Below are 19709 nucleotides of genomic sequence, written 5' to 3' on the forward strand. Positions count from 1 at the left end.
AACACGGTCCCAACCCGCGAACGCACCGCAAAGATACACCGCCCGCGCGGGTTGGCCCCTGTTTCGGCCCGCGAAATTCACGCGGCGACGGGTTGGCCCCGTTCCCGGTGGAACAACGGCGGAGCGGAGCCCTGGACTAGTAGCTGGCGGTAGTACCGGGGCCGGCCTCTGGAATGTACTTTGCGGCGAGGGCTTCGCTGCCCCGGGCCAGCAAGGCCACGTCGGCCCCGACCAGGATGAAGTCCACGCCTGCTTCGAGATAGCGGCGCGCGGTGGCCTCGGCGAACGCGTTGACGCCCACGGGCTTGCCGGCAGCCTTGGCCACCGTGATGCAGTGTTCGACGGCGGCGACAACGTCTGGATGCTCCTGCTGGCCCAGCAGCCCCATGGAGGCGGCAAGGTCCGAGGGGCCGATGAAGACGGCGTCCACGCCGTCCGTGCCCGCAATGGCGGCGGCATTCTCCACGGCCTCGCGCGATTCGATCTGGACCATGACGGTGATGGTCTCCGAGGCCCGTGCCAGGTAGTCCGGGATTCGGTTCCAGCGGGCGGACCTGGCCAGCGCCGAGCCTACACCGCGGATCCCGAGCGGCGGGTAGTGGGCAGCTGCAACCGCGGCAGCGGCGTCGTCGGCCGTGTGGACCATGGGGATCAGCAAGGACTGCACGCCCAGGTCCAGGTACTGCTTGATCAGCACGGCGTCGTTGACTGGGGGCCGGACGACGGCGGTGACGGGGTAGCTGCGCACTGCCTGCAGCTGCGCCAGGATGGCCTCCAGCCCGTTGGGGCTGTGTTCGGCGTCGATCAGCAGCCAGTCCAGGCCGGAACCGGCGCAGATCTCGGCCACCAGCGGGCTGGCTGAACACACCCACATCCCAGCCAGCGGGCGGTCCGCCGCCGCCAAGGCGTCCTTGAAGGACGCGTCCGGTGCTACTCGAATCGGCATGTGATGGTGCCCATCTTTCCGTAGTCGGCAAACACGGTGTCACCCGGGTGAACCCACATGGGCCGGGTGAAGGAGCCGGCCAGGATGAGCTCCCCGGCCTTGAGCACGTCCCCGTGCGGTGCGATCTTGTTGGCCAGCCAGGCCACCCCCGACGCCGGGTTGTTCAGTACGCCGGCTGCCACACCGGTCTCCTCCACCACCTGGTTCTTGTAGAGAATGGCCGCCACCCAGCGCAGGTCCACGTCGTGCGGGCGCACAGGTGTCCCGCCGATGACCATGGCCCCCATGGCGGCGTTGTCGCAGATGGTGTCCACAATGGTGCGGCTCTCCATCTCGATCCGCGAATCCAGGATCTCCAATGCCGGCACCACGTATTCGGTGGCGCGCAGGACGTCGAAGATCGTGGCGTCGGGGCCGCTGACATCCTCCTTGAGCAGGAATGCCAGCTCCACCTCGATGCGCGGGTGAGAGTATTGTTTCCACTCCACCGTGGCGCCGTTCTCCAGGATCATGTCCTTGAAGATGATCCCGTAGTCCGGTTCGGTGATGCCCGTGGCATACTGCATGGCCTTGGACGTCAGACCGATCTTGTGCCCGCCCAGCACCCGCCCGGCAGCCTCGCCGCGCTGGCGCCACAAGTTCTGCACCCGGTAGGAGTCCTCCACGGTCATGTCCGGGTACCGCGCCGTCAGCCGCGGCATCGGCGTCCGGGTGCGGCCGGCGTCGACCAGCTCGTCGGCAATGCGCGCAATGGTGTCATCATCAAGCATGGTGTCTCCTTTTAGAGTTGGTTGCCCAGCTTGAAGCCGCGGTCCTCGCCCGGTTCGCGGGTGTAGGAGAAGCCGTCGGCGCCGACGGTGACAGCCATTTCGGAGGCGTCGGAGCGCTGGATGACCGGCTGCGGATTGCCGTCCAGGTCCAGGACCAGGGAGGCCTCGGTGTACCAGGACGGTACGACGGCGTTCCCCCACCAGTCGCGGCGCTGGTTGTCATGCACGTCCCACGTGATGGTGGGGTTGTCCGGGTCGCCAGTGTAGTAGTCCTGAGTGTAGATTTCCACGCGGTGGTCGTCGGGGTCAAGGATGTACAGGTAAAAAGCGTTGGAGACGCCGTGCCGGCCGGGGCCGCGCTCAATGCGGTCGGAGATGCGCAGGGCACCCATTTTGTCGCAGATCTGGATGATGTTGTGCTTCTCGTGCGTGGCAAAGGCGACGTGGTGCATGCGTGGGCCGTCGCCGCCGGTCAGGGCGGTGTCGTGAACGGTCTGCTTGCGGTGCATCCAGGCTGCGTAGGTGACGCCGTCGGAGTCCTTGATGTCCTCGGAGACCCGGAAGCCCAAATCCTCCAGGTAAGCCCGGCCCTTGGGGACATCCGGGGTGACCTGGTTGAAGTGGTCTAGGCGGACCAGCTCACCGGCCGTGTAGAGGTCGTAACGCTGGGTCAGGCGCTCCACGTGCGTGGTCTCGTAGAAGAACTCGTAAGGGAAGCCCAGCGGGTCCTCAACGCGGACGGAATCGCCGATGCCCTTGACGAAGCCGTCCCGCCGGCGCTCGGTTCGGCAGCCCAGCTCCTTGTAGTAGGCCTCGGCGGCGTCCACCTCGGCCGGTGACTTCACCCTGTAGGCGAAGGCGGCGACGGCGGCCACCGGGCCCTTGCGCAGCACCAGGTTGTGGTGGATGAACTCCTCCAGGGAGCGCAGGTAGATGGCGTTCTCGTCTTCTTCGGTGACGTGCAGGCCCAGCACGTCCACATAGAACTCGCGGGACTTGGACAGATCGGTGACCACGAGTTCCATGTAGGCGCAGCGGACGATGTCCGGGGCGGGCACGGAGGGGGTGTGGATGAAGTCAGTCATGGCGTTACTCCTCTTTGAGCGGGGGTGGTCAGTTGGCGGCGGAAGCGCCGAATTTGGGGGTGTGGACGGTGCCCAGCGTGATGTGCACGGCCTGCTGGTCGGTGTAGAAGTCGATCGAGCGGAAGCCGCCCTCATGGCCCAGTCCGGACGCCTTCACACCGCCAAACGGGGTGCGCAGGTCGCGGACGTTGTGGCTGTTCAGCCACACCATGCCGGCCTCTACGCTCTGGGCGAAGTTGTGGGCGCGGGTGAGGTTGTTCGTCCAGATGTAGGCGGCCAGGCCGTACTTGACGCCGTTCGCCAAAGCCAGCGCCTCGTCGTCGTTCTCAAAAGGGGTGATGGCAACCACCGGGCCGAAGATCTCCTCCTGGAAGATCCGCGCGTCGGGCGACACGTCCGCAAAGACGGTGGGGGAGACGTAGTTGCCCGTATCCAGGCCCTCCGGGCGCCCGCCTCCAGCCAGCAGCCGGCCCTCGGACTTGCCGATCTCCACGTAGCTCATGACCTTGTTGTAGTGCTCCGGGTGGACCAGCGCACCCACCTCGGTCGCCGGGTCGTGAGGGTCACCCACCACAATGTTCCTGGCCCGAGCCGCAAACTTCTCACAGAAGTCGTCGTAGATGCTGCGTTCCACCAGGATGCGCGAGCCGGCCGTGCAGCGCTCGCCGTTGAGGGAGAACACGCCGAAGAGGGCGGAGTCGATCGCGGCGTCAACGTCGGCGTCGGCGAACACCACGCAGGGGCTCTTGCCACCCAACTCCATAGACAGGCCTTTGAGGTTGGCCGCGGCGTTGCGGAAGATGGTCTGCCCCGTGGTGGTCTCGCCCGTGAAGGAGATCAGCGGCACGTCGGGGTGCTTGACCAGGGCATCGCCGGCGTCCTCGCCCAGGCCGTTGACCAGGTTGAACACACCGTGCGGCAGCCCGGCTTCCTCAAAGATGGTGGCCCACAGCGAGGCGGAGAGCGGGGTGAACTCGGCGGGCTTGAGCACCACGGTGCAGCCGGAGGCCAAAGCCGGGGCCAGTTTCCAGGATTCGAGCATGAACGGGGTGTTCCAGGGGGTGATGAGCCCGGCGACGCCGATCGGCTTGCGGTTGACGTAGTTGATCTGGGTGCCGGGAACCTTCATGGCGTCGTCGAACTGGGCCACGATCAAGTCCGCGAAGAAGCGGAAGTTCTCCGCTGCCCGCAGCGCCTGGCCGCGGGCCTGGGTGATGGGCAGGCCGGAGTCAAAGGACTCCAGCTCGGCAAGCCGGGACTCCTGGGCTTCGACGGCGTCGGCGATCTTGTTCAGGACGCGGGAGCGCTCCCGCGGCTTCATCCGCGGCCACGGACCGTTGATGAACGCTTCGCTTGCTGCGGCCACGGCGAGGTCGATGTCCGCCTTCTGCCCGGCCGCGGCCGTAGCGTAGTTGGCGTTGGAGACCGGGTCCAGCACGTCAAAGGTTTCCCCGCCAACAGACTCAACAAATTTGCCGTCGATGTAGTGCTGGATGTGGGTGGGGAGGTTATTGGGAAGGTAATGCGCGGTCATGGGTTGTTTCCTTTGCATCGGTTACGGAAGATTGGTGCGTTAGTGAAGTTGGGCCAGGGTGGCCGGTGCGTCGCGGTGGCTGTGTGCCAGATAGGCGTCGAGGGTGGCGGCACGGTGGGCGCGGGCGGCACGTTCTATGTCATCCGTCCCCGCCCCGCTTTCCAGCAACTCCAGCAGCGCCTCGTGCTCGGCCACAGATTCCTGGGCCCGGCCCGGGACGTAGCTGAAGGTGGAGGAGCGCAGCGTCTTGAGCCGGTTCCAGCCGCGGTGGACCAGGTCCAGGATGTGCGGGTTGGGACAGTTTTCAAACAGGACGCTGTGGAATTCCAGGTTCAGCGCCGTAAAGCGCAGGGGGTCGAAGTGCTCCAGGCAGGAACGCATTTGGGCGTTGATGGCCCGCGCGCGTGCAATGTCCCCCGGCGTGATGAGCGGTGCGGACAGTGCGGTTGCCGCTCCCTCCACGATGGACAGAGTCTGCATGGTGAACAGGTATTCGGTGGGCTCGATCCCAGCCACCGTGGCGCCAACGTTGCGTTCAAAGGTGACGAAGTCCTCGGCCTCCAGCCGGCGGATGGCCTCCCGGACCGGGACCACGCTGAAGCCGAGGTCCTCGGCGAGCTTGGCCAGCACCAGCCGGTAGCCGGGGGAGTACTCGCCACCTAAGATTTTTTCCTTGATGGCGGCGTAGGCGCGTTCTGACTTGCTGCCGGTTTCCTCGCTCACGGCTGTGCCGCCGGGTGGGGATGCGTGGCGGCCCACTGCGCAAACTTTGCCTTCCACGCCGCGTTCATCGGGTACAGGCCCTCCACGCCGTGGCCCTCGGCGACCATCTCGGCGATGAACGTTTCCTCGTGCTCCTGGGAGATGGCGGCGTCGGCCACCTCTTGCGCCAACGACGGCGGGATGACCAGTACGCCGTCGGCGTCGCCGACGATGATGTCACCGGGCTGGACGGTGGCACCGCCGCAGGAGATGGTCAGGTCCGTGTCCCAAGGGATGTGTTTGCGTCCCAACACCGCGGGGTGGGCGCCGGTGAAGAAGGTGGGCATGTCCAGGGCCGCGACGGCGGCCACGTCGCGGACGCCTCCGTCGGTGACGATGGCCGCGGCACCTCTGACCTGTGCACGCAGGGCCAAGATGTCGCCCACGGTGCCTGTGCCGGGTTCGCCGCGGGCCTCCATGACCAGGACGTCGCCGTCGTTGAGGGTGTTGATGATGCGCTTTTGGGCGTTGTAGCCGCCGCCGTGCGTCTTGAACAGGTCCTCACGGTTGGGCACGTAGCGCAGGGTGCGGGCGGTGCCGGCGATCCGCAGTTCGGGGCGGGTTGATTTGAGCCCGTCGATGCTGACGTTGTTCAATCCGCGCTGGCGCAGCTGGGCGCTCAGCGTGGCTGTGCCGACGCTGGTCAACTTGCGTTTGAGCTCCGCACTGAGGCCCTTCGGAGCCAGGCCGGCAGCCTCGGCGGAACCGTACGCGTCCTCACGGTCCGTGTCGGTGGCCTTGGGGCCGTTGCCGAATTCGGCCAGTTCCGTGGTCCCCTGCACGACGGCGGTACGCAGCCGGCCGGTGCTCAGACCTTGGGCCGGCGCGTCGACTTCAACCTCAAGGACGTCGCCGGGGACGGCCACAGAGGAGCCTGCGGGGGTGCCGGTCAGGATGACGTCGCCGGGTTCCAAAGTCATGAGCTGGGAGAGGTCGGCAATGATCTGGCTGAACGGGAAAATCAGCCCGGCCGTGGTGTCTTCCTGGACCAGTTCCCCGTTAACCCAGGTGCGCACGCGCAGGGCCGCCGGGTCGATGTCCGCAGCCGGAATGAGGGCCGGCCCGAAAGGGGTGAAGCCGTCGCCGGACTTGGAACGGACGTTGGAGCCCTTGTCCGCGTACTTGAGGTCGTAAACACCCAAATCGTTACTGGCGCTCACCTGCCCGACATGCGACCAGGCTTCCGCGGGGCTGACGCGCCGGGCCGCGGTGCCGATGATCAAGGCGATCTCACCCTCGTAAGCGAGAAGCTCGCAGCCGGCCGGGCGTTCGATGTCCGAGCCACTCAGGCTCAACGACGAGGAGGCCTTCAGGAAATAGGATGGCTTGGCTGGCGTGCGGCCGCGCTGATCGGCCCGCGACTGGTACGCCAGGTGGACGGCGATGACCTTGCCTGCGGCCTTGATGGTGGCTGCGGTGACTTGTTCCACGAAACACTCCTGGGCTGAAGAATCGGCTTGAATGACGCCGGGTTGATCAAGTACGAAATCGTATACGATCAGCCTAGTCCTGTTGTCTGCGTCACGTCAACCGTTGAGCGCACATGTTTTATGGGGACGGCCCCGTGGGATTGCTTGGGAGGGGCCGTTATGGTGATTCGCCGCTGGTTGGCCACCATCGAATAACCACAATGGCCCCCGGGCGGCCTGTTTCGGAAGCGAGCCACGCCAGCCGGGAGCGGCGCAGCTTGCTGCCCACCACGGATAATGGAGCTATGAAAGTTGACGCACTGGATGCCGCGATTGTTGAGTTGTTCACGGCCGAGCCTGGAATTGGCGTGCTGGAGTGCTCGCGGCGGCTCAAGATCGCCCGCGCCACGGTGCAGGGCCGGCTCGACCGGCTGCAATTGGGCGGCGTCATCACCGGGATCATTCCGCAGATTGACCCCGCAGCCCTGGGCTACCCCATCATCACGTTTTGTTCCATCGAGATCGCCCAGGGGATTGGCCACGGCGTTGTCTTTGACGCCATTTCTGCGATTCCTGAAATCCTGGAGATGCACACGGTTTCAGGAGCCAGCGACATCCTGGTCAAGATCGTGGCCAAGTCCACCACGGATCTCCAATTGGTGCTCGACATCTTGTCCCAGACGCCCGGCGTTGCCCGCACCTCCACTGTGATTGTCCTGGAAACCCACATGCAGAACCGGCACCTTCCCTTGTTCAAGGCCGCAGCGCGAATCTGACCCGCCATTCCCTGTTGGCGGTCAGTAGGTAGACAAATTGTCTAGTCCTCGACGGCAGCAACCGGTCATTATGTACAGGTTGACCGGCTGATCTGCTGACGGTTGCGCACTCTTGGGTGGAGTCTCTACATTGTGATTGGAATCTTATTCTTGGTGCTTTGGTCGACAGCAGCGCAGAAGCGGCAGCGGCCATCATGCTGATCTTCCTCTGTAATCCCAACAATGTGCATGGGGCGTATTGAGCGCCGACGCCGTGGACTAGCTGCCACGGGGCTGCCCGCGCTATAACCCACTTTTTCGAAGGAAACAAGAAATGACGCAAACACCAACCATCTCCGACGTCGTTGCCGACGTGTGTGCCCGGCACACGGACACCGTCTTTGGCCTCATGGGCAACGGCAACGCATTCTTTACCAGCAACGTCACCAGTCGCGGACTGCGCTACATCAGCGCCCGACATGAGGCTGGCACCGTTGCCATGGCCGACGCCTACCACCGGGCCTCCGGGGAGATCGCCGTGGCCACGGTGACCTATGGGGCGGGCTTCACCAATTGCCTCACCTCCCTGGCCGAGGCCGCCAAGGCCCGCATTCCCATGGTGGTGGTGGTCGGCGATGTTCCCACCACCGGCCCCCGCGCCTGGGACATCGACCAGGCGATGGTGGCCCGGGGTCTCGGCGTGGAGACGCTCACGGTTGCCCCGGACAGTGCCATGGCCGTAACGGAGCGGGCCTGGGCGTTGGCCGCCCGTGATCAACGTCCTGTGATTGTGGCGATCCCCTATGACCTCGCCGCAGCTGACGCCGGGGCCCAGGTTCCTGCGGTTCCCGTGGTAGGGCTTGTTCGTCCCGCGTCCAACGACGCCGACACCCGGGACGTGCTCCGGGTCCTGGCCGGTGCCGCCCGGCCCTTGATCGTTGCAGGCCGAGGTGCCGTGGTAGCGGGGGCGGGAGCTGCTTTGAGGGAACTCGGCGACGGGTTAGGGGCACTTTTTGCTACCTCGGCTATGGCAAGGAACGTCTTTAAGTCACCCTGGGATCTGGGGATCGCCGGCGGGTTCGCCAGGATGGCGGCTGCGGAGCTCATGCGACAGGCGGATGTGGTGCTTGTGGTGGGCGCCAGCCTGAATACCTTCCAAACCCGGTACGGGACCTTGTTCGACGCCGGTGCAACCGTGATCCAGGTGGATCTCGGCGAGACAGCCACCAGCGCCTGCGTCTCCCGGTTTGTGCGCGCCGATGCGGCCGAGTACACGGCATCACTGCTGGCCGCCGCACCCACAGTGTCCGGTGGGGGGTGGCGTAAGCAGCACCCGGAGGTTGCAGACGGCTCCTTAGCCATGGAGCTTGCCGAAGAAGAATTTGCCCTGGACGGCAGGCTGAACCCACGCGCGGTAGCCCAAATGCTCGATTCGGTACTCCCGGCCAACCGGACCATCGTCCAGGACGGCGGGCACTTCATTGGCTGGGCGCCCATGTACTGCAAAGTTCCTGATCCGCACGCCCTGATGATGGTGGGCACCGCATTTCAGACCATCGGCCTGGGCCTGCCGTCGGCCGTGGGGGCCGCGGCCGCCCGGCCTGAGCGGCTCACCGTGCTGGTATCCGGCGACGGCGGGGCGCTCATGGGTTTGGCTGATCTGGACACGGTGGTGCGGACCGTGGCGAGCGGTGTCATGGTGGTGTTCAACGACGCCGCCTACGGGGCGGAGCTGCACCAATACGCCGTGCGCGGCCTCGATGATACCGCCATGCAAATTGACGAGGTGGACTTTGCCGCCCTGGGCAAGGCGCTGGGCGCGTCAGGCACCAAGATGCGCTCACTGGCGGATCTTCAGGAACTGCGCGCCTGGCTGGACGACGGCGCCCGGGGACTCTTTGTCTTGGATGTGGCCGTTTCTCAGACGGTGGTGGCCGAATATATGCAAGAAAGCATGGCCCCCATCCTGGCGGCGCTGACGAACTAGTTCGGTGCGGGCAGGTGGCTCAGTGGGCCGTGCGGGGTGCCGCCTGCCCGTGGTGTGGGCGCCCGAAATTAACGCACTGTGAGATGTCCCACAGTGCGTGGTACGATGACCCGAAGCTATTTACCGTCCGACCGTTCGGTAAATATTTGACCGATACGCCACCGCGCCTACGCGCCGAACGATGGAGTTCGCATGCCCCACTCATCAACAGTTACACCAACGAGCACCTCCGCGGCTCGCCGGGTCTTAGCCGGGACACTGGTCGGCACCACCATTGAATGGTACGACTTTTTCATCTTTGCCCAGCTCACGGCGACGCTGCTGACCCCGCTCTTCCTCAAACCGTTGAGTGAGAGCAACCCCGGGCTCGGCCAGATCCTGGCGTTCGCCATGATCGGCATCTCCTTCCTCTTCCGTCCGCTTGGCGCCATTGTTGCCGGGCATTTGGGAGACAAATACGGCCGCAAGCGGATACTGGTGTTCACCCTGATCCTCATGGGTGCGGCCACCGCCTTGATCGGTCTGCTTCCCACCTATGATCAGATCGGCCTGTTGGCCCCGCTGCTGCTGGTGCTGCTACGCGTTATCCAGGGCTTCTCCGCCGGTGGCGAGTGGGGTGGGGCCGCGCTGATGGCCGTCGAACACGCCCCGGCCAACAGGCGCGGCTACTTTGGCGCCTACCCGCAGATCGGCGTGCCTCTGGGCATGATCCTGGCCACCGGCATGCTGTTCATCTTGCGTACCGCCATGACGCCGGCCCAGTTCATGGAGTGGGGATGGCGCATCCCGTTCCTGCTCTCGGTGGTGCTCGTTGTGGTCGGCTACGTGATCCGCAAGGCAGTGGAAGAGTCTCCTGTCTTCAAGCAGCTGGCACTTCGGAAGGCTTCCGAGCACACCCCGCTCAAGCAGCTGTTCCAGACCAATACCAAGCAGGTCGTCCAGGCGGCGCTGATCTTCGTCTCCAACAATGCCGCGGGTTACCTGGTTATCGCTTTCTTCATCGCGTACACCACCAAGGTGCTGAAAATGCCGGTAGCACCGGTTCTGCTGGCCACCACCATCGGCTCGGTCGGCTGGCTGATCTTCACCCTCGTTGGTGGCTGGCTCTCGGACAAGATCGGCCGCCGTGCCACATTCTTGGCCGGATATGCACTGGTGTTCATCTGGATGATTCCCATGTTTGCGCTAATCGACACCGGTAGCGTCTTCCTGTACGGTGTCGCCGTGTTCGTGCTGACCATCGGGCTGGGGTTGTCCTACGGGCCGCAGTCGGCAATGTATGCCGAGATGTTCCCGGCGCACATCCGCTACTCGGGCATCTCCATCGGGTACGCCATCGGCGCGATTCTCGGCGGTGCGTTCGCGGCCATGGTTGCGGAGATGTTGCTGCAGAAGACCGGCTGGTCCGGCTCCATCGCGTTGTACATCATGGCGTTGACGGTCGTCTCCATGGCCGCCGTGCTGTGGGTTGGTGAGACGCGCGGGCGCAACCTGCATGTCGAAGATGTCGACCCGGAGCTCGTGCGGCTGGCCGACGAGCAAGTGGCTACGGGAAAGTAACGCCGCTTCTGTCACTGAAACGCTAAGGGCGGCCCGGCATATGCCGGGCCGCCCTTAGCTTTGACCATGGAGCGCTCAGGCGGAAGTGTCGTCCGCCCCGCCAAAGCCGATGCCCTGGTAGATCTCCGGGCGGGTCTTCTTTAGCCGCAGCCCCCACAGCAGTCCGACGATGCCCGGCACAACGGCCAGGGCCGGCAGGATCCAGGACAAGGGGGAGAACCCTTCCGTGCCGATCAACACATTGAAGTTCACCACGATCAGCACAAAAACGGTACCCAGGCTGAGTGTGGCTAGGCCCGGCGCAATGACCCGCGTCCACACCGAATACCCCGAATCATGTTTACGGAAGTAACCGATGACGGCGATGGAGATCAGAACCAGCAACAGCACCAGGCCAAAAGCGGCGGTGTTGGTCAGCCAGGTAAAGAAGGTCAGCACGGGGTACATTACTCCCAGCTCGGAATCTGTCCCGGCGATGGCGAAGACCACCAGCATGACCAGGGCCACGGCGGACTGGGTCAGGGAACCGGCCACTGGTGCATGCCGGGCGTTAACTCGGGCAAATCCTCGCGGCAGCACGCTTTCACGGCCCAGCGAGAAGACGTACCGGGCCACCGCATTGTGGAACGCGATGAGGGCGGCCAGCAAGCTGGTGATGAACAAGACCTGTGCGATGTCCGAAATTAGCACTGCGCCGTGCTCGGAGAGGAAAACAAACAGCAGGTCGGGGCCGAATTCCTGCGCCTGGCCAACCACTTGGCTCGGTCCGGTGCCGACGGTCATGGCCCAGCCGGAGAAGGCGTAGAAAAGGGCGATAATGCCGACAGCGATGTACGTGGCCCGGGCGATGGAGCGGGTGGGATCCTTTGCCTCTTCGCTGTAGATGGCCGCCGATTCAAAGCCCATGAACGCCGCCATGCTGAACGCCAGCGCCGCGCCGACTCCCGCTGTGAACAGGCTCGACGGCGCCAGGCCGGCACCGCTGAAGCCTTCCGGGCTGACCGCGAAGGCGACAACGTCAAAGACGATCACGGCGAGGAATTCCAGGCCGACGAGCACGCCGATGACCTTGGCCGAGAGGTCAACCTTGTTGATACCCAACCAGCCGACGATGACAAAGCCCACCAATGCGGCCACCCACCAGGGGATGTTCAGACCAAATTTCCCGTTGACGAAGGATGCCGACGCGAAGCCGAAGAGGCCGTAAATGCCGACCTGCATAGCGTTGTAGGAGATCAGCGCAACCCAGGCGGCGCCGACACCCGTGGCCCTGCCCAGGCCTTGGGCGATGTAGGCATAAAATGCGCCGGCGTTGCGGATGTGTGCACTCATGGCCGCATATCCTGCGGTGAAAAGCACCAGGCAGACGCCCAGGACAATGAACGACAGCGGGATGCCGATATTTCCGGTGACGGCGAAGTTGCTCGGAATACCTCCGGCGACCACCGTCAAGGGTGCGGAGGCGGCGATGATCATGAACACTAAGGATGGAACACCGAGGGTGCGTTTGCTCAGTCCCCGGCCGGATCCGCCGTCGGTGGTGGTGCTGGGGGGTGGGACGGTTTGTTCGCGTGACATTAAAACCTCCAGTGGGAGAATAAAGACAGCTTAAGTGTGGCATTCATCACAATGAATCTCTTGTTGTTGACGGCATGGGCATTGACTGCCAGTGCAAGAACTCTGGGGTGTCCGCCGTCGGCGAGCAGACGCGGAAGGCCGCCACCACATGCGTGGCGACGACCTTCCCAAGCGCGTGCGCTGCTAGCCGTTGATGACCTGAGGGACGCCGAGCGCCTTGAGGCCTTCGACGCCGAACTCGAGTCCGTAGCCGGACTGCTTCGCCCCGCCGAACGGAATGCGGGGGTCCACGGCGCCGTGCTTGTTGATCCAAACGGTGCCGGCCTGCAAGCGTGCCGCCACGCTGCGCGCCGCATCCAGATCGGCGGACCAGACGGATGCGCCAAGGCCCACATCGAGGGCGTTGGCCATGGCGACCGCCTCGTCAACAGTGCTGTAGCGGATGATGGGCAGGGCCGGGCCGAACTGTTCTTCCGTCACCAAGGGGTTGTTGTGCTCGATGTCGGCAATGAGCGTGGTCGGGTAGAAGTAACCGGGCTGCTCGGGGGTAGGATTCCCGCCCAGCAACACCCTGGCGCCGGAGTCCTTGGCCGCCTCCACCAGCCGCGCCACGATGTTGTACTGCTGCTGGTTCTGCAGGGGACCCAGGACGTTGGTCTCGTCCAGGCCAACACCCATCGGCATGGCGGCGGCGACAGAGGTCAGCGCCGCACAGACGTCGTCGTAAATGTCATCGTGGACATACAGCCGCTTCAGCGCGGCGCAGGTCTGGCCGGTGTTGATGAAGGCGCCCCAGAACAAGTCCTCGGCGATGGCCTTCGGATCCGCGTCGGGGAGCACGATCCCGGCGTCATTGCCGCCCAGCTCAAGGGTGAGCCGCTTGACGGTGTCCGCGGAGGACCTGATGATCGCCTTGCCGGTGGCCGTGGACCCGGTGAACATGATCTTGCCGATCGCCGGGTGCTCGGCAAGCCGGGCACCCACGTCCCTGCCGCCGCAGACCACCGAGAGCAGCCCTTCGGGAAGTTCCGTGTTCAACACCTGGATCAGGGCTAGGACGCTCAGCGGGGTGTACTCGGAAGGCTTGACCACCACGGCGTTGCCCATGCGCAGGGCCGGGGCCACTTGCCACACCGTGATCATCATGGGCCAGTTCCAGGGCCCGATGGCGCCGACTACGCCGATGGGACGGTAGTGAATTTCGGCGTGCGTCTGGCCGTCGTCAACCACTGTTTCGGCGGTCAGCTCGGTTGCGGCGGCAGTGCGCAGCCATGCGGCACAGGCGCCAACCTCAAAGCGGGCGTTGGGGCCGTTCAACGGCTTGCCCTGCTCGCGGGAGAGAAGATGGGCGAGGCTTTCGGCGGAGCGTTCGACGGCGTCGGCCGCCCTGAGCAGGGCGGCGCTGCGAGCCTCATGGCCGAGGGCGGCCCAGGCGGGCTGGGCTGCCGTGGCTGCGGCGACGGCACGCTCCAAGTCCGCAACATCGTGAACCGGCGCCTCACCGACAGCGTCCCCCGTGGCCGGGTCCAGGATGGTTCGCATCTTGCCGGAAACCGGGGCGATTGCCGTGAGGAGGTCAGCGTACGTTTCCATGAAAACTCCACTTCGAGTCAGTTGGTGCAAGGCCGGGCGGCACTGCCCTTGTCTTCCCAAGTCTGCTTCGCCGCTGGCGCTTTGTTTTGTCGATCCGCGAAGGCCGGTTGTCCTTTCGTGAACAAACCCGCCCCGCCGTGCGTCGACGCGTGCTTAGCGTTTACCGCCATCCATGCGCCACTTTGAAAGGGGCGCATGGATGCCAGTGAACGGTGCGCAGGAATCGAAGTGCAGCTGGGACACGCCACTAGATATTGCCAGCCCGGCGGTAGGCGCTTGGCGGTTCGCCGAAGGCGGCCCGGAAGATGCGGCTGAAATGGGCGGCATCCACAAACCCCCACCGTGCGGCGACGTTGCTGACCGGGCGGTGCGCCATCAGCGGATCGCGCAGCTCGCGCCGGCAGTTCTCCAGCCTTCTGGAACGGATCCAACTGGCCACGGTGGTGCCGGCCTCCTGGAACACATTGTGCAGATGTCGTGTCGAGATGAAATGGGCGCCGGCAACGCTGGCCGGTGATAGGTCGGGATCTGCCAGGTTGGCTTCGATGTAGCGGCGAATGTTGGCGAAGAGCTCGTCGTGGGGCCTTTCGGAGCTGATGCCTTCCCGGTCCAGTTCGGCGGAAAGCAAGGTACTCAGCAGGTCCACGGTGTTGTGGGCGAGCCGGTGCCCGCTGGGTCCGGAGAGGATGTCGAGATTCTCTGCCAGCTGGGTCATGAAGGGGCTGATCATTCGCCCCAGGCCCCGGTCCGAGGGTAACCGCCTGGCCGTCAGCCGCCCGACCGACCCCACGGGCATCTCCAGTGCGTCATGGGGAAACATCAGTACCAGTGTGCGGAAGTCCGACGCAAAGGCCAGCGTGTAGGGCCGGTTCGTGTCGTAGATGGCCAGATCGCCGGGGAGCAAGAGCGCCTCGCGCTGATCCTGCACCAGGATGCCCGTTCCCGAAAGTTGTAGATTGAGCTTGAAATAGGGGCGGTCCGAGCTGTCAATGAGGGACGGGGTGCGGTGCACGCTGTGTCCTGTGGCGGTGACCTCGACGATGGAGAGCTCGTCCAGGAGGCGGGATCGCAGTCGTCCGTGGAAGTGCTCCGCGTCGGTGGAGCGCACGTGCAGCGGAACGAAGGATGCCGAGATCAGATCGTGCCATGCCGAGAAGGAATCGGCGACGGCGGTTTGGACGGCGCTGGCGGTTCCGTGTGCGGTGGTGGCGGACATGGCTGTTCCTTTGGTGATGCAGGGCCCATGGCGGGCGACATTTTTCACCACTCTAGTGGCAAGTGTGTCCGGTGTCACTTGTTTTTCGACGATCGGCGAATAAAGGCCGTTCACCTACCCGTGAGAATCGCTCGATACCGGGTGTAGCAGTAGGAGGTAGGCCTCCAGCTGTGCGCTCAGTTGGGCGGGCAAGTGATCGTGGGGTGACATGGCGGCGATGATCTGTGCCCCCAGTAGCATGCACATGAGTTGGTTGACGATGTCCTCATCGCGGGTGTCTGCCGTAACTTCCCCCCGCTCCCGCGCGTGGCGCAAATGCTGCTCCATGGCGGCACGCCACTGGTTCATCGACGTCTCGTGCAGCTCGGCCTTGGCGGCACTGGTCAGGGCCTTCTGCCAAAACGGAATGACGATGCGGGCCTCGTTGATGCGGTCCTCGTCAAGGGGGAGGACCTCCTGGCAGAACGCGCGCAGGGCCGCCAAGCCCACCCGGCCGGCAGTCTGCGTGGTGATTCTCTTGTTGGTCCTGTTGAAAACGTGCTCGAAGGCGAGCGCGATCAGGTCATCTTTGGTGTGGAAGTACGGCTTGAGTGCCCCGTTGGCAAATCCGGCCTCGGAAGCAATCTCGCGCATGGTGGCCCCCTCGATCCCGTGCCGGGCAATGATGCGCCACGTGGCATCCACCAGCTCAAGGCGGCGCTGGTCGTGGTTGACGATCTTTGGCACTTAATTCCTCTCGATGGGCCCAAGTATTAAATACTTTTTGGACCAAACCCTTGTGATGCATCTTACGCGTGGGTATTCTCTACATTCATAGAATAAAAACTTTTCATGGCCGTGTCCTGGCCGCCACACAACAAGAGAGGGTAGCCATGACTGCCTCCATCGACGTCGACGTCGCTTCTTATTCACCCGTCACATCACAGGAAGTGACGGCCGTGCGGGACATCTTGCAGGCCGCCGGACTGCTGGGGGATGCCGTGCGGATTGCCTACTTGGGGCTGCTAGACCCGCAGCGTGGGCGGCCCTTCGATGCCCCGGTTGACCGCCGGTTCCGCGTCTTCCTGCATGACGTTTCCGGGGCCGCACCCCGCGACGTGGTGGTGTCCGCGACGAACGGCGCGGTCGAGTCCGCCGTCGAGCTCGATACCGCCGAAACCGGGGAACTGCCCGTGCTGGAGGAGGAATTTGATGTGGTTGAGCGGATCCTTGCCACCGATCCGCAGTGGCTTGCGGCACTGGCGGCACGGAACTTGGATGTTGCCAAGGTGCGGGTGGCCCCTTTGTCCGCGGGTGTCTTTGAGTACCCTGAAGAGGTGGGCCGGCGCATCCTGCGAGGGCTCGCCTTTGTCCAGGACTTCCCGGAAGACAGTGCCTGGGCGCACCCAGTGGACGGGCTCGTGGCCTACGTCGACGTCGTTAGCAAGACAGTGGAGAAGGTGCTTGACTTCGGCGTGGTCCCGGTGCCCGCCGAACACGGCAACTACACCGACCCGGAGCTGACGGGCCCGCTGCGGAAAACGCAGAAGCCGATCAACATCAGCCAGCCCGATGGCCCCAGCTTTGCCGTAACCGGTGGCAACCATGTCGAGTGGGAGAATTGGAGCTTGGACGTTGGCTTCGATGCCCGTGAAGGCATCGTCTTGCACAATCTGGCCTTCAACGACGCCGGTCGGAAACGGCCCATCATCAACCGCGCCTCGATCGCGGAAATGGTGGTCCCCTACGGTGACCCGTCGCCCGTCCGGTCCTGGCAAAACTACTTCGACACCGGCGAGTACCAGGTGGGACAGTACGCGAACTCACTGGAACTGGGCTGCGACTGCCTAGGCGAGATCACCTACCTGAGCCCCGTGATCAGCGATGCGTTTGGCAACCCCCGCCAGATCCACAACGGCATCTGCATGCACGAAGAGGACTGGTCCATCCTGGCCAAGCACTCCGACCTGTGGACGGGCATCGACTACACCCGCCGCAACCGCCGCCTGGTGATCTCCTTTTTCACCACCATCGGCAACTACGACTACGGCTTCTACTGGTACTTGTACCTGGACGGCACCATCGAGTTCGAAGCCAAGGCAACCGGCGTGGTCTTCACCAGCGCCTACCCCGGAAAGGGCTACCCCTACGCTTCGGAATTGGCCCCGGGACTTGGCGCCCCCTACCACCAGCACTTGTTCGGTGCACGCCTGGACATGGCCATCGATGGATGGGTGAACAGGGTTGAGGAGGAGAACGTGGTGCGGGTGCCGATGGGCGAGGGCAACGAACGCGGCAATGCATTCACCCGCCAACGCACCGTCCTGGCCACGGAATCCAGTGCCGTCCGTGAGGCGGACATGCGCAGCGGCCGGACCTGGGTGATTTCGAATCCGACCTCGCTGAACCGGCTCGGCGAGCCGGTGGCCTACAAGCTGCATCCCCAGGGCCAGCCCATGCTGCTTGCCGATCCGCAATCGTCGATTGCCAAGCGGGCAGCGTTTGCCACGAAGGACCTGTGGGTCACCCAGTTCGCGGAACAGGAGCGCTACCCCACGGGGGACTTCGTCAACCAGAACCGCGGCGGGGCCGGGCTGCCTGCCTATATCGCCGCCGACCGCAACATCGACGGCGCGGACCTTGTTGTGTGGCACACCTTCGGGTTGACCCACTTCCCTCGCGTGGAGGACTGGCCGATCATGCCCGTTGACTCGGTGGGCTTCAAGCTGCGACCCGAGGGCTTCTTCGACCGCAGCCCCGTACTGGACGTCCCCGCCAGCATCAAGGGCGGCCATGAGAACGGAACTGACGGTGGCGACAGCTGCCATTGCTGACGCGCGCCGCCGCTCCCCGGCAAAGGTCCGGGGAGCGGCGCGGCTGTGTGCCGCCATTGCTTTTGGCTCGGTGGCAGCCCACCTGTGGATGGCATGGGCGCACAGGGCTATGCCGTGGGAGGCGGCGCTCATGCTGCTCATGGCTGCAGTGTGCCTGCCCTGCGCGGTGGCCGTGTGGGGTGGCGCCCACGAACGTGCGGTGCGGGCCCTCTTCGCCATGTCCCTGACCATGGTCGCGGTGCACGCGGCGTTGCTCATGGGCCAGGGTGCCATGGGAGGGCACCGGCACGGTGCCATGGGTGCCATGGATGAGATGGGTGCGGCCGCGACCACTGCGGACCCGCTCGCCGTCGCCATGTTGGCCATCATCGCCTTGGAACTCGGTGTTGCCATGCTGGCCGCGTCGGTGATGCGCCGGGCTCGGGCCTGCGCCACCGGCTGAGGGGGCGTCTCCACCGTCGGTGGTCTCCGCCGTCGGGCTTCCCCGACGGTTACCGTCGCTGCAGGAGGCAACGGCGGGGCCAAGGCTGCAGTGCTACGCCCCAAGTAGCAAGCGGACAAGCTGATGACATGGACGGGTTGAGGTTCACCGCGTCCTACTTGGTGTTGCACGGGGCCGTGAAAGTGGTGCTCGTGACGGCGCCGCTGATGGAGAAGCTGTGGGCCTATCCGTGGATGATCGCCGGGCTTGGTGGCACTGGCGGTGTTCGATATTCTGGTGCTGGTGGTGACCGGGCACGAATACTGGCTGCATCGCCAGCGCAGAATAAGGGATGGTATGAGAATTCTGATTGTGGGCGCCGGCGCAACGGGCGGCTACTTCGGGGCACGGCTGGCTCAGGCCGGGTGCGAGGTAACCTTCCTGGTCCGTCCCGGCCGGGCCCGGACGCTGCAAGAGCGCGGACTGCGCCTTGTGGGTCTGGGTCAAAATGAGCGGATCGATCCCGTGCATGTCACGGCAGGGCAGCTGCGTGAGCCGTTCGACGTCGTCCTTGTCACCGTGAAGGCTGCCGGGCTCACAGCCGCCATCGAGGATCTGGCCCCGGCCGTAGGCACGAACACCGTCATGATCCCGTTCCTGAACGGCATGGCCCACATGGACGCGCTGGGGGCAGCATTCGGGGAACGGAAGGTGCTGGGCAGTGCTGTCAAGGTGGTCACCACCGTCACCGACGACGGCGACATCCTTCAGCTCAACCCGATCGCCACCTGGGACCTGGGCGAGCAATACGGGGAACCCAGCGAACGTGTCAAGCAGATCGTGGCCCGGTTGCAGGTCCCCGGATTCACCCTGCAGGCCATTCCGGACGCGCTCGCAGCCATGTGGCACAAGTGGGTTTTTATCACCACAGCTGGCTCCATTACGTGCCTGTTGCACGGACCGGTGGGCGCCATTGCGGCCGTCCAGGGCGGCCCGACCTTTGTCCGCGACGTGCTCGATGAGGCCGCCGCTGTATCCGCTGCGGCAGGCTTTCGCGTCCCGGACGCCGAGTGTGCGGCCTCCCTGGCCTTTCTGACCGAGCCCGGATCCACGTTCACGTCCTCGCTCTACCGGGATGTCACGGCGGGCCTGCCTAACGAAGCCGAGCACCTGGTGGGCGACTTCTGCCGCCGCGCCCGGGAGCTGGGTGTCGCCACACCCCTGCTCGAGTTGGCCCTGATGCAGTTGCGCGTCCACGAGGCTAGTCGGCGGTAGGCTCC

General features: G+C 64.7%; 16 protein-coding genes. 6 read left to right on the plus strand and 10 right to left on the minus strand.

From position 1 onward, the window contains the following. Window positions 1-136 precede the first annotated feature (136 nt). The 6 genes from AOC05_RS17555 to AOC05_RS17580 are packed head-to-tail and all read right to left on the minus strand — an operon-like array spanning window position 137 to window position 6527. Window positions 137-946: an HpcH/HpaI aldolase family protein gene (locus AOC05_RS17555; RefSeq protein ID WP_186760113.1), complete on the minus strand. Its 810-nt coding sequence runs from the start codon at window positions 944-946 to the stop codon at window positions 137-139. Continuing rightward, on the minus strand, window positions 931-1716 hold the full coding sequence (gene hpaH, locus AOC05_RS17560; RefSeq protein WP_062008795.1) for a 2-oxo-hept-4-ene-1,7-dioate hydratase: 786 nt from the start codon (window positions 1714-1716) through the stop codon (window positions 931-933). The genes AOC05_RS17555 and hpaH overlap by 16 nt, the downstream gene beginning before the upstream one ends. 11 nt (window positions 1717-1727) lie before the next feature. Then, complete coding sequence (gene hpaD, locus AOC05_RS17565) at window positions 1728-2801, minus strand: 3,4-dihydroxyphenylacetate 2,3-dioxygenase (RefSeq protein ID WP_062008797.1); 1074 nt, start codon at window positions 2799-2801, stop codon at window positions 1728-1730. 28 nt (window positions 2802-2829) lie between these two features. Beyond that, window positions 2830-4335, minus strand: coding sequence for a 5-carboxymethyl-2-hydroxymuconate semialdehyde dehydrogenase (gene hpaE, locus AOC05_RS17570; protein ID WP_062008799.1), 1506 nt, complete (start codon window positions 4333-4335; stop codon window positions 2830-2832). Between the two features lie 39 nt (window positions 4336-4374). Further along, window positions 4375-5058 carry a GntR family transcriptional regulator gene (locus AOC05_RS17575; RefSeq protein ID WP_157375019.1) on the minus strand — a complete coding sequence of 228 codons (684 nt, stop codon included), beginning with the start codon at window positions 5056-5058 and terminating at the stop codon, window positions 4375-4377. Further along, entirely contained in the window at window positions 5055-6527 is a 1473-nt protein-coding gene (locus tag AOC05_RS17580; protein WP_062008803.1) for a fumarylacetoacetate hydrolase family protein, read from the minus strand. Before AOC05_RS17580 ends, AOC05_RS17575 begins: the two co-directional genes overlap by 4 nt. 284 nt (window positions 6528-6811) lie before the next feature. On the opposite strand from AOC05_RS17580, the gene AOC05_RS17585 reads away from it, so the two are divergent. From AOC05_RS17585 to AOC05_RS17595, 3 genes are all read left to right on the plus strand, one after another. Beyond that, window positions 6812-7282 (plus strand): Lrp/AsnC family transcriptional regulator, encoded by a 471-nt coding sequence (locus tag AOC05_RS17585; RefSeq protein ID WP_062008805.1) that lies wholly within the window; start codon window positions 6812-6814, stop codon window positions 7280-7282. 313 nt (window positions 7283-7595) lie between these two features. Further along, entirely contained in the window at window positions 7596-9248 is a 1653-nt protein-coding gene (locus tag AOC05_RS17590) for a thiamine pyrophosphate-binding protein (RefSeq protein WP_062008807.1), read from the plus strand. Between the two features lie 192 nt (window positions 9249-9440). Continuing rightward, window positions 9441-10808 (plus strand): MFS transporter, encoded by a 1368-nt coding sequence (locus tag AOC05_RS17595; protein ID WP_062008809.1) that lies wholly within the window; start codon window positions 9441-9443, stop codon window positions 10806-10808. A 75-nt stretch (window positions 10809-10883) separates the two neighbouring features. Here the strand turns inward: AOC05_RS17595 and AOC05_RS17600 are convergent, their stop codons facing one another. From AOC05_RS17600 to AOC05_RS17615, 4 genes are all read right to left on the minus strand, one after another. Further along, entirely contained in the window at window positions 10884-12386 is a 1503-nt protein-coding gene (locus tag AOC05_RS17600) for an APC family permease (protein ID WP_062008811.1), read from the minus strand. Between the two features lie 183 nt (window positions 12387-12569). Further along, complete coding sequence (locus AOC05_RS17605; RefSeq protein WP_062008813.1) at window positions 12570-13979, minus strand: aldehyde dehydrogenase family protein; 1410 nt, start codon at window positions 13977-13979, stop codon at window positions 12570-12572. Between the two features lie 247 nt (window positions 13980-14226). Then, window positions 14227-15195, minus strand: a complete 969-nt coding sequence (locus tag AOC05_RS17610; RefSeq protein ID WP_062008815.1) for a helix-turn-helix domain-containing protein — start codon at window positions 15193-15195, stop codon at window positions 14227-14229. 114 nt (window positions 15196-15309) lie between these two features. Beyond that, window positions 15310-15921: a TetR/AcrR family transcriptional regulator gene (locus AOC05_RS17615; RefSeq protein WP_062008816.1), complete on the minus strand. Its 612-nt coding sequence runs from the start codon at window positions 15919-15921 to the stop codon at window positions 15310-15312. A 146-nt stretch (window positions 15922-16067) separates the two neighbouring features. Here AOC05_RS17615 and AOC05_RS17620 point away from each other — a divergent pair, with 146 nt between their 5' ends. The 3 genes from AOC05_RS17620 (at window position 16068) to AOC05_RS17630 (ending at window position 19704) form a co-directional block, all read left to right on the plus strand. After that, on the plus strand, window positions 16068-18008 hold the full coding sequence (locus tag AOC05_RS17620) for a primary-amine oxidase (protein ID WP_062008818.1): 1941 nt from the start codon (window positions 16068-16070) through the stop codon (window positions 18006-18008). Beyond that, window positions 17968-18450: a hypothetical protein gene (locus AOC05_RS17625; RefSeq protein WP_154604839.1), complete on the plus strand. Its 483-nt coding sequence runs from the start codon at window positions 17968-17970 to the stop codon at window positions 18448-18450. The genes AOC05_RS17620 and AOC05_RS17625 overlap by 41 nt, the downstream gene beginning before the upstream one ends. 336 nt (window positions 18451-18786) lie before the next feature. Continuing rightward, complete coding sequence (locus AOC05_RS17630; RefSeq protein ID WP_062010001.1) at window positions 18787-19704, plus strand: ketopantoate reductase family protein; 918 nt, start codon at window positions 18787-18789, stop codon at window positions 19702-19704. Window positions 19705-19709 lie beyond the last annotated feature (5 nt).

Source organism: Arthrobacter alpinus, from assembly GCF_001294625.1.
GTDB lineage: Bacteria > Actinomycetota > Actinomycetes > Actinomycetales > Micrococcaceae > Specibacter > Specibacter alpinus_A.

Coding starts and splice junctions, on each gene's coding strand:
- AOC05_RS17590 (WP_062008807.1), top strand. CDS start 7,596: ATGACGCAAACACCAACCATCTCCGACGTCGTTGCCGACGTGTGTGCC.
- AOC05_RS17620 (WP_062008818.1), top strand. CDS start 16,068: ATGACTGCCTCCATCGACGTCGACGTCGCTTCTTATTCACCCGTCACA.
- hpaD (WP_062008797.1), bottom strand. CDS start 2,801: ATGACTGACTTCATCCACACCCCCTCCGTGCCCGCCCCGGACATCGTC.
- AOC05_RS17595 (WP_062008809.1), top strand. CDS start 9,441: ATGCCCCACTCATCAACAGTTACACCAACGAGCACCTCCGCGGCTCGC.
- AOC05_RS17585 (WP_062008805.1), top strand. CDS start 6,812: ATGAAAGTTGACGCACTGGATGCCGCGATTGTTGAGTTGTTCACGGCC.
- AOC05_RS17605 (WP_062008813.1), bottom strand. CDS start 13,979: ATGGAAACGTACGCTGACCTCCTCACGGCAATCGCCCCGGTTTCCGGC.
- hpaH (WP_062008795.1), bottom strand. CDS start 1,716: ATGCTTGATGATGACACCATTGCGCGCATTGCCGACGAGCTGGTCGAC.
- AOC05_RS17555 (WP_186760113.1), bottom strand. CDS start 946: ATGCCGATTCGAGTAGCACCGGACGCGTCCTTCAAGGACGCCTTGGCG.
- AOC05_RS17630 (WP_062010001.1), top strand. CDS start 18,787: ATGAGAATTCTGATTGTGGGCGCCGGCGCAACGGGCGGCTACTTCGGG.
- hpaE (WP_062008799.1), bottom strand. CDS start 4,335: ATGACCGCGCATTACCTTCCCAATAACCTCCCCACCCACATCCAGCAC.
- AOC05_RS17600 (WP_062008811.1), bottom strand. CDS start 12,386: ATGTCACGCGAACAAACCGTCCCACCCCCCAGCACCACCACCGACGGC.
- AOC05_RS17610 (WP_062008815.1), bottom strand. CDS start 15,195: ATGTCCGCCACCACCGCACACGGAACCGCCAGCGCCGTCCAAACCGCC.
- AOC05_RS17625 (WP_154604839.1), top strand. CDS start 17,968: ATGAGAACGGAACTGACGGTGGCGACAGCTGCCATTGCTGACGCGCGC.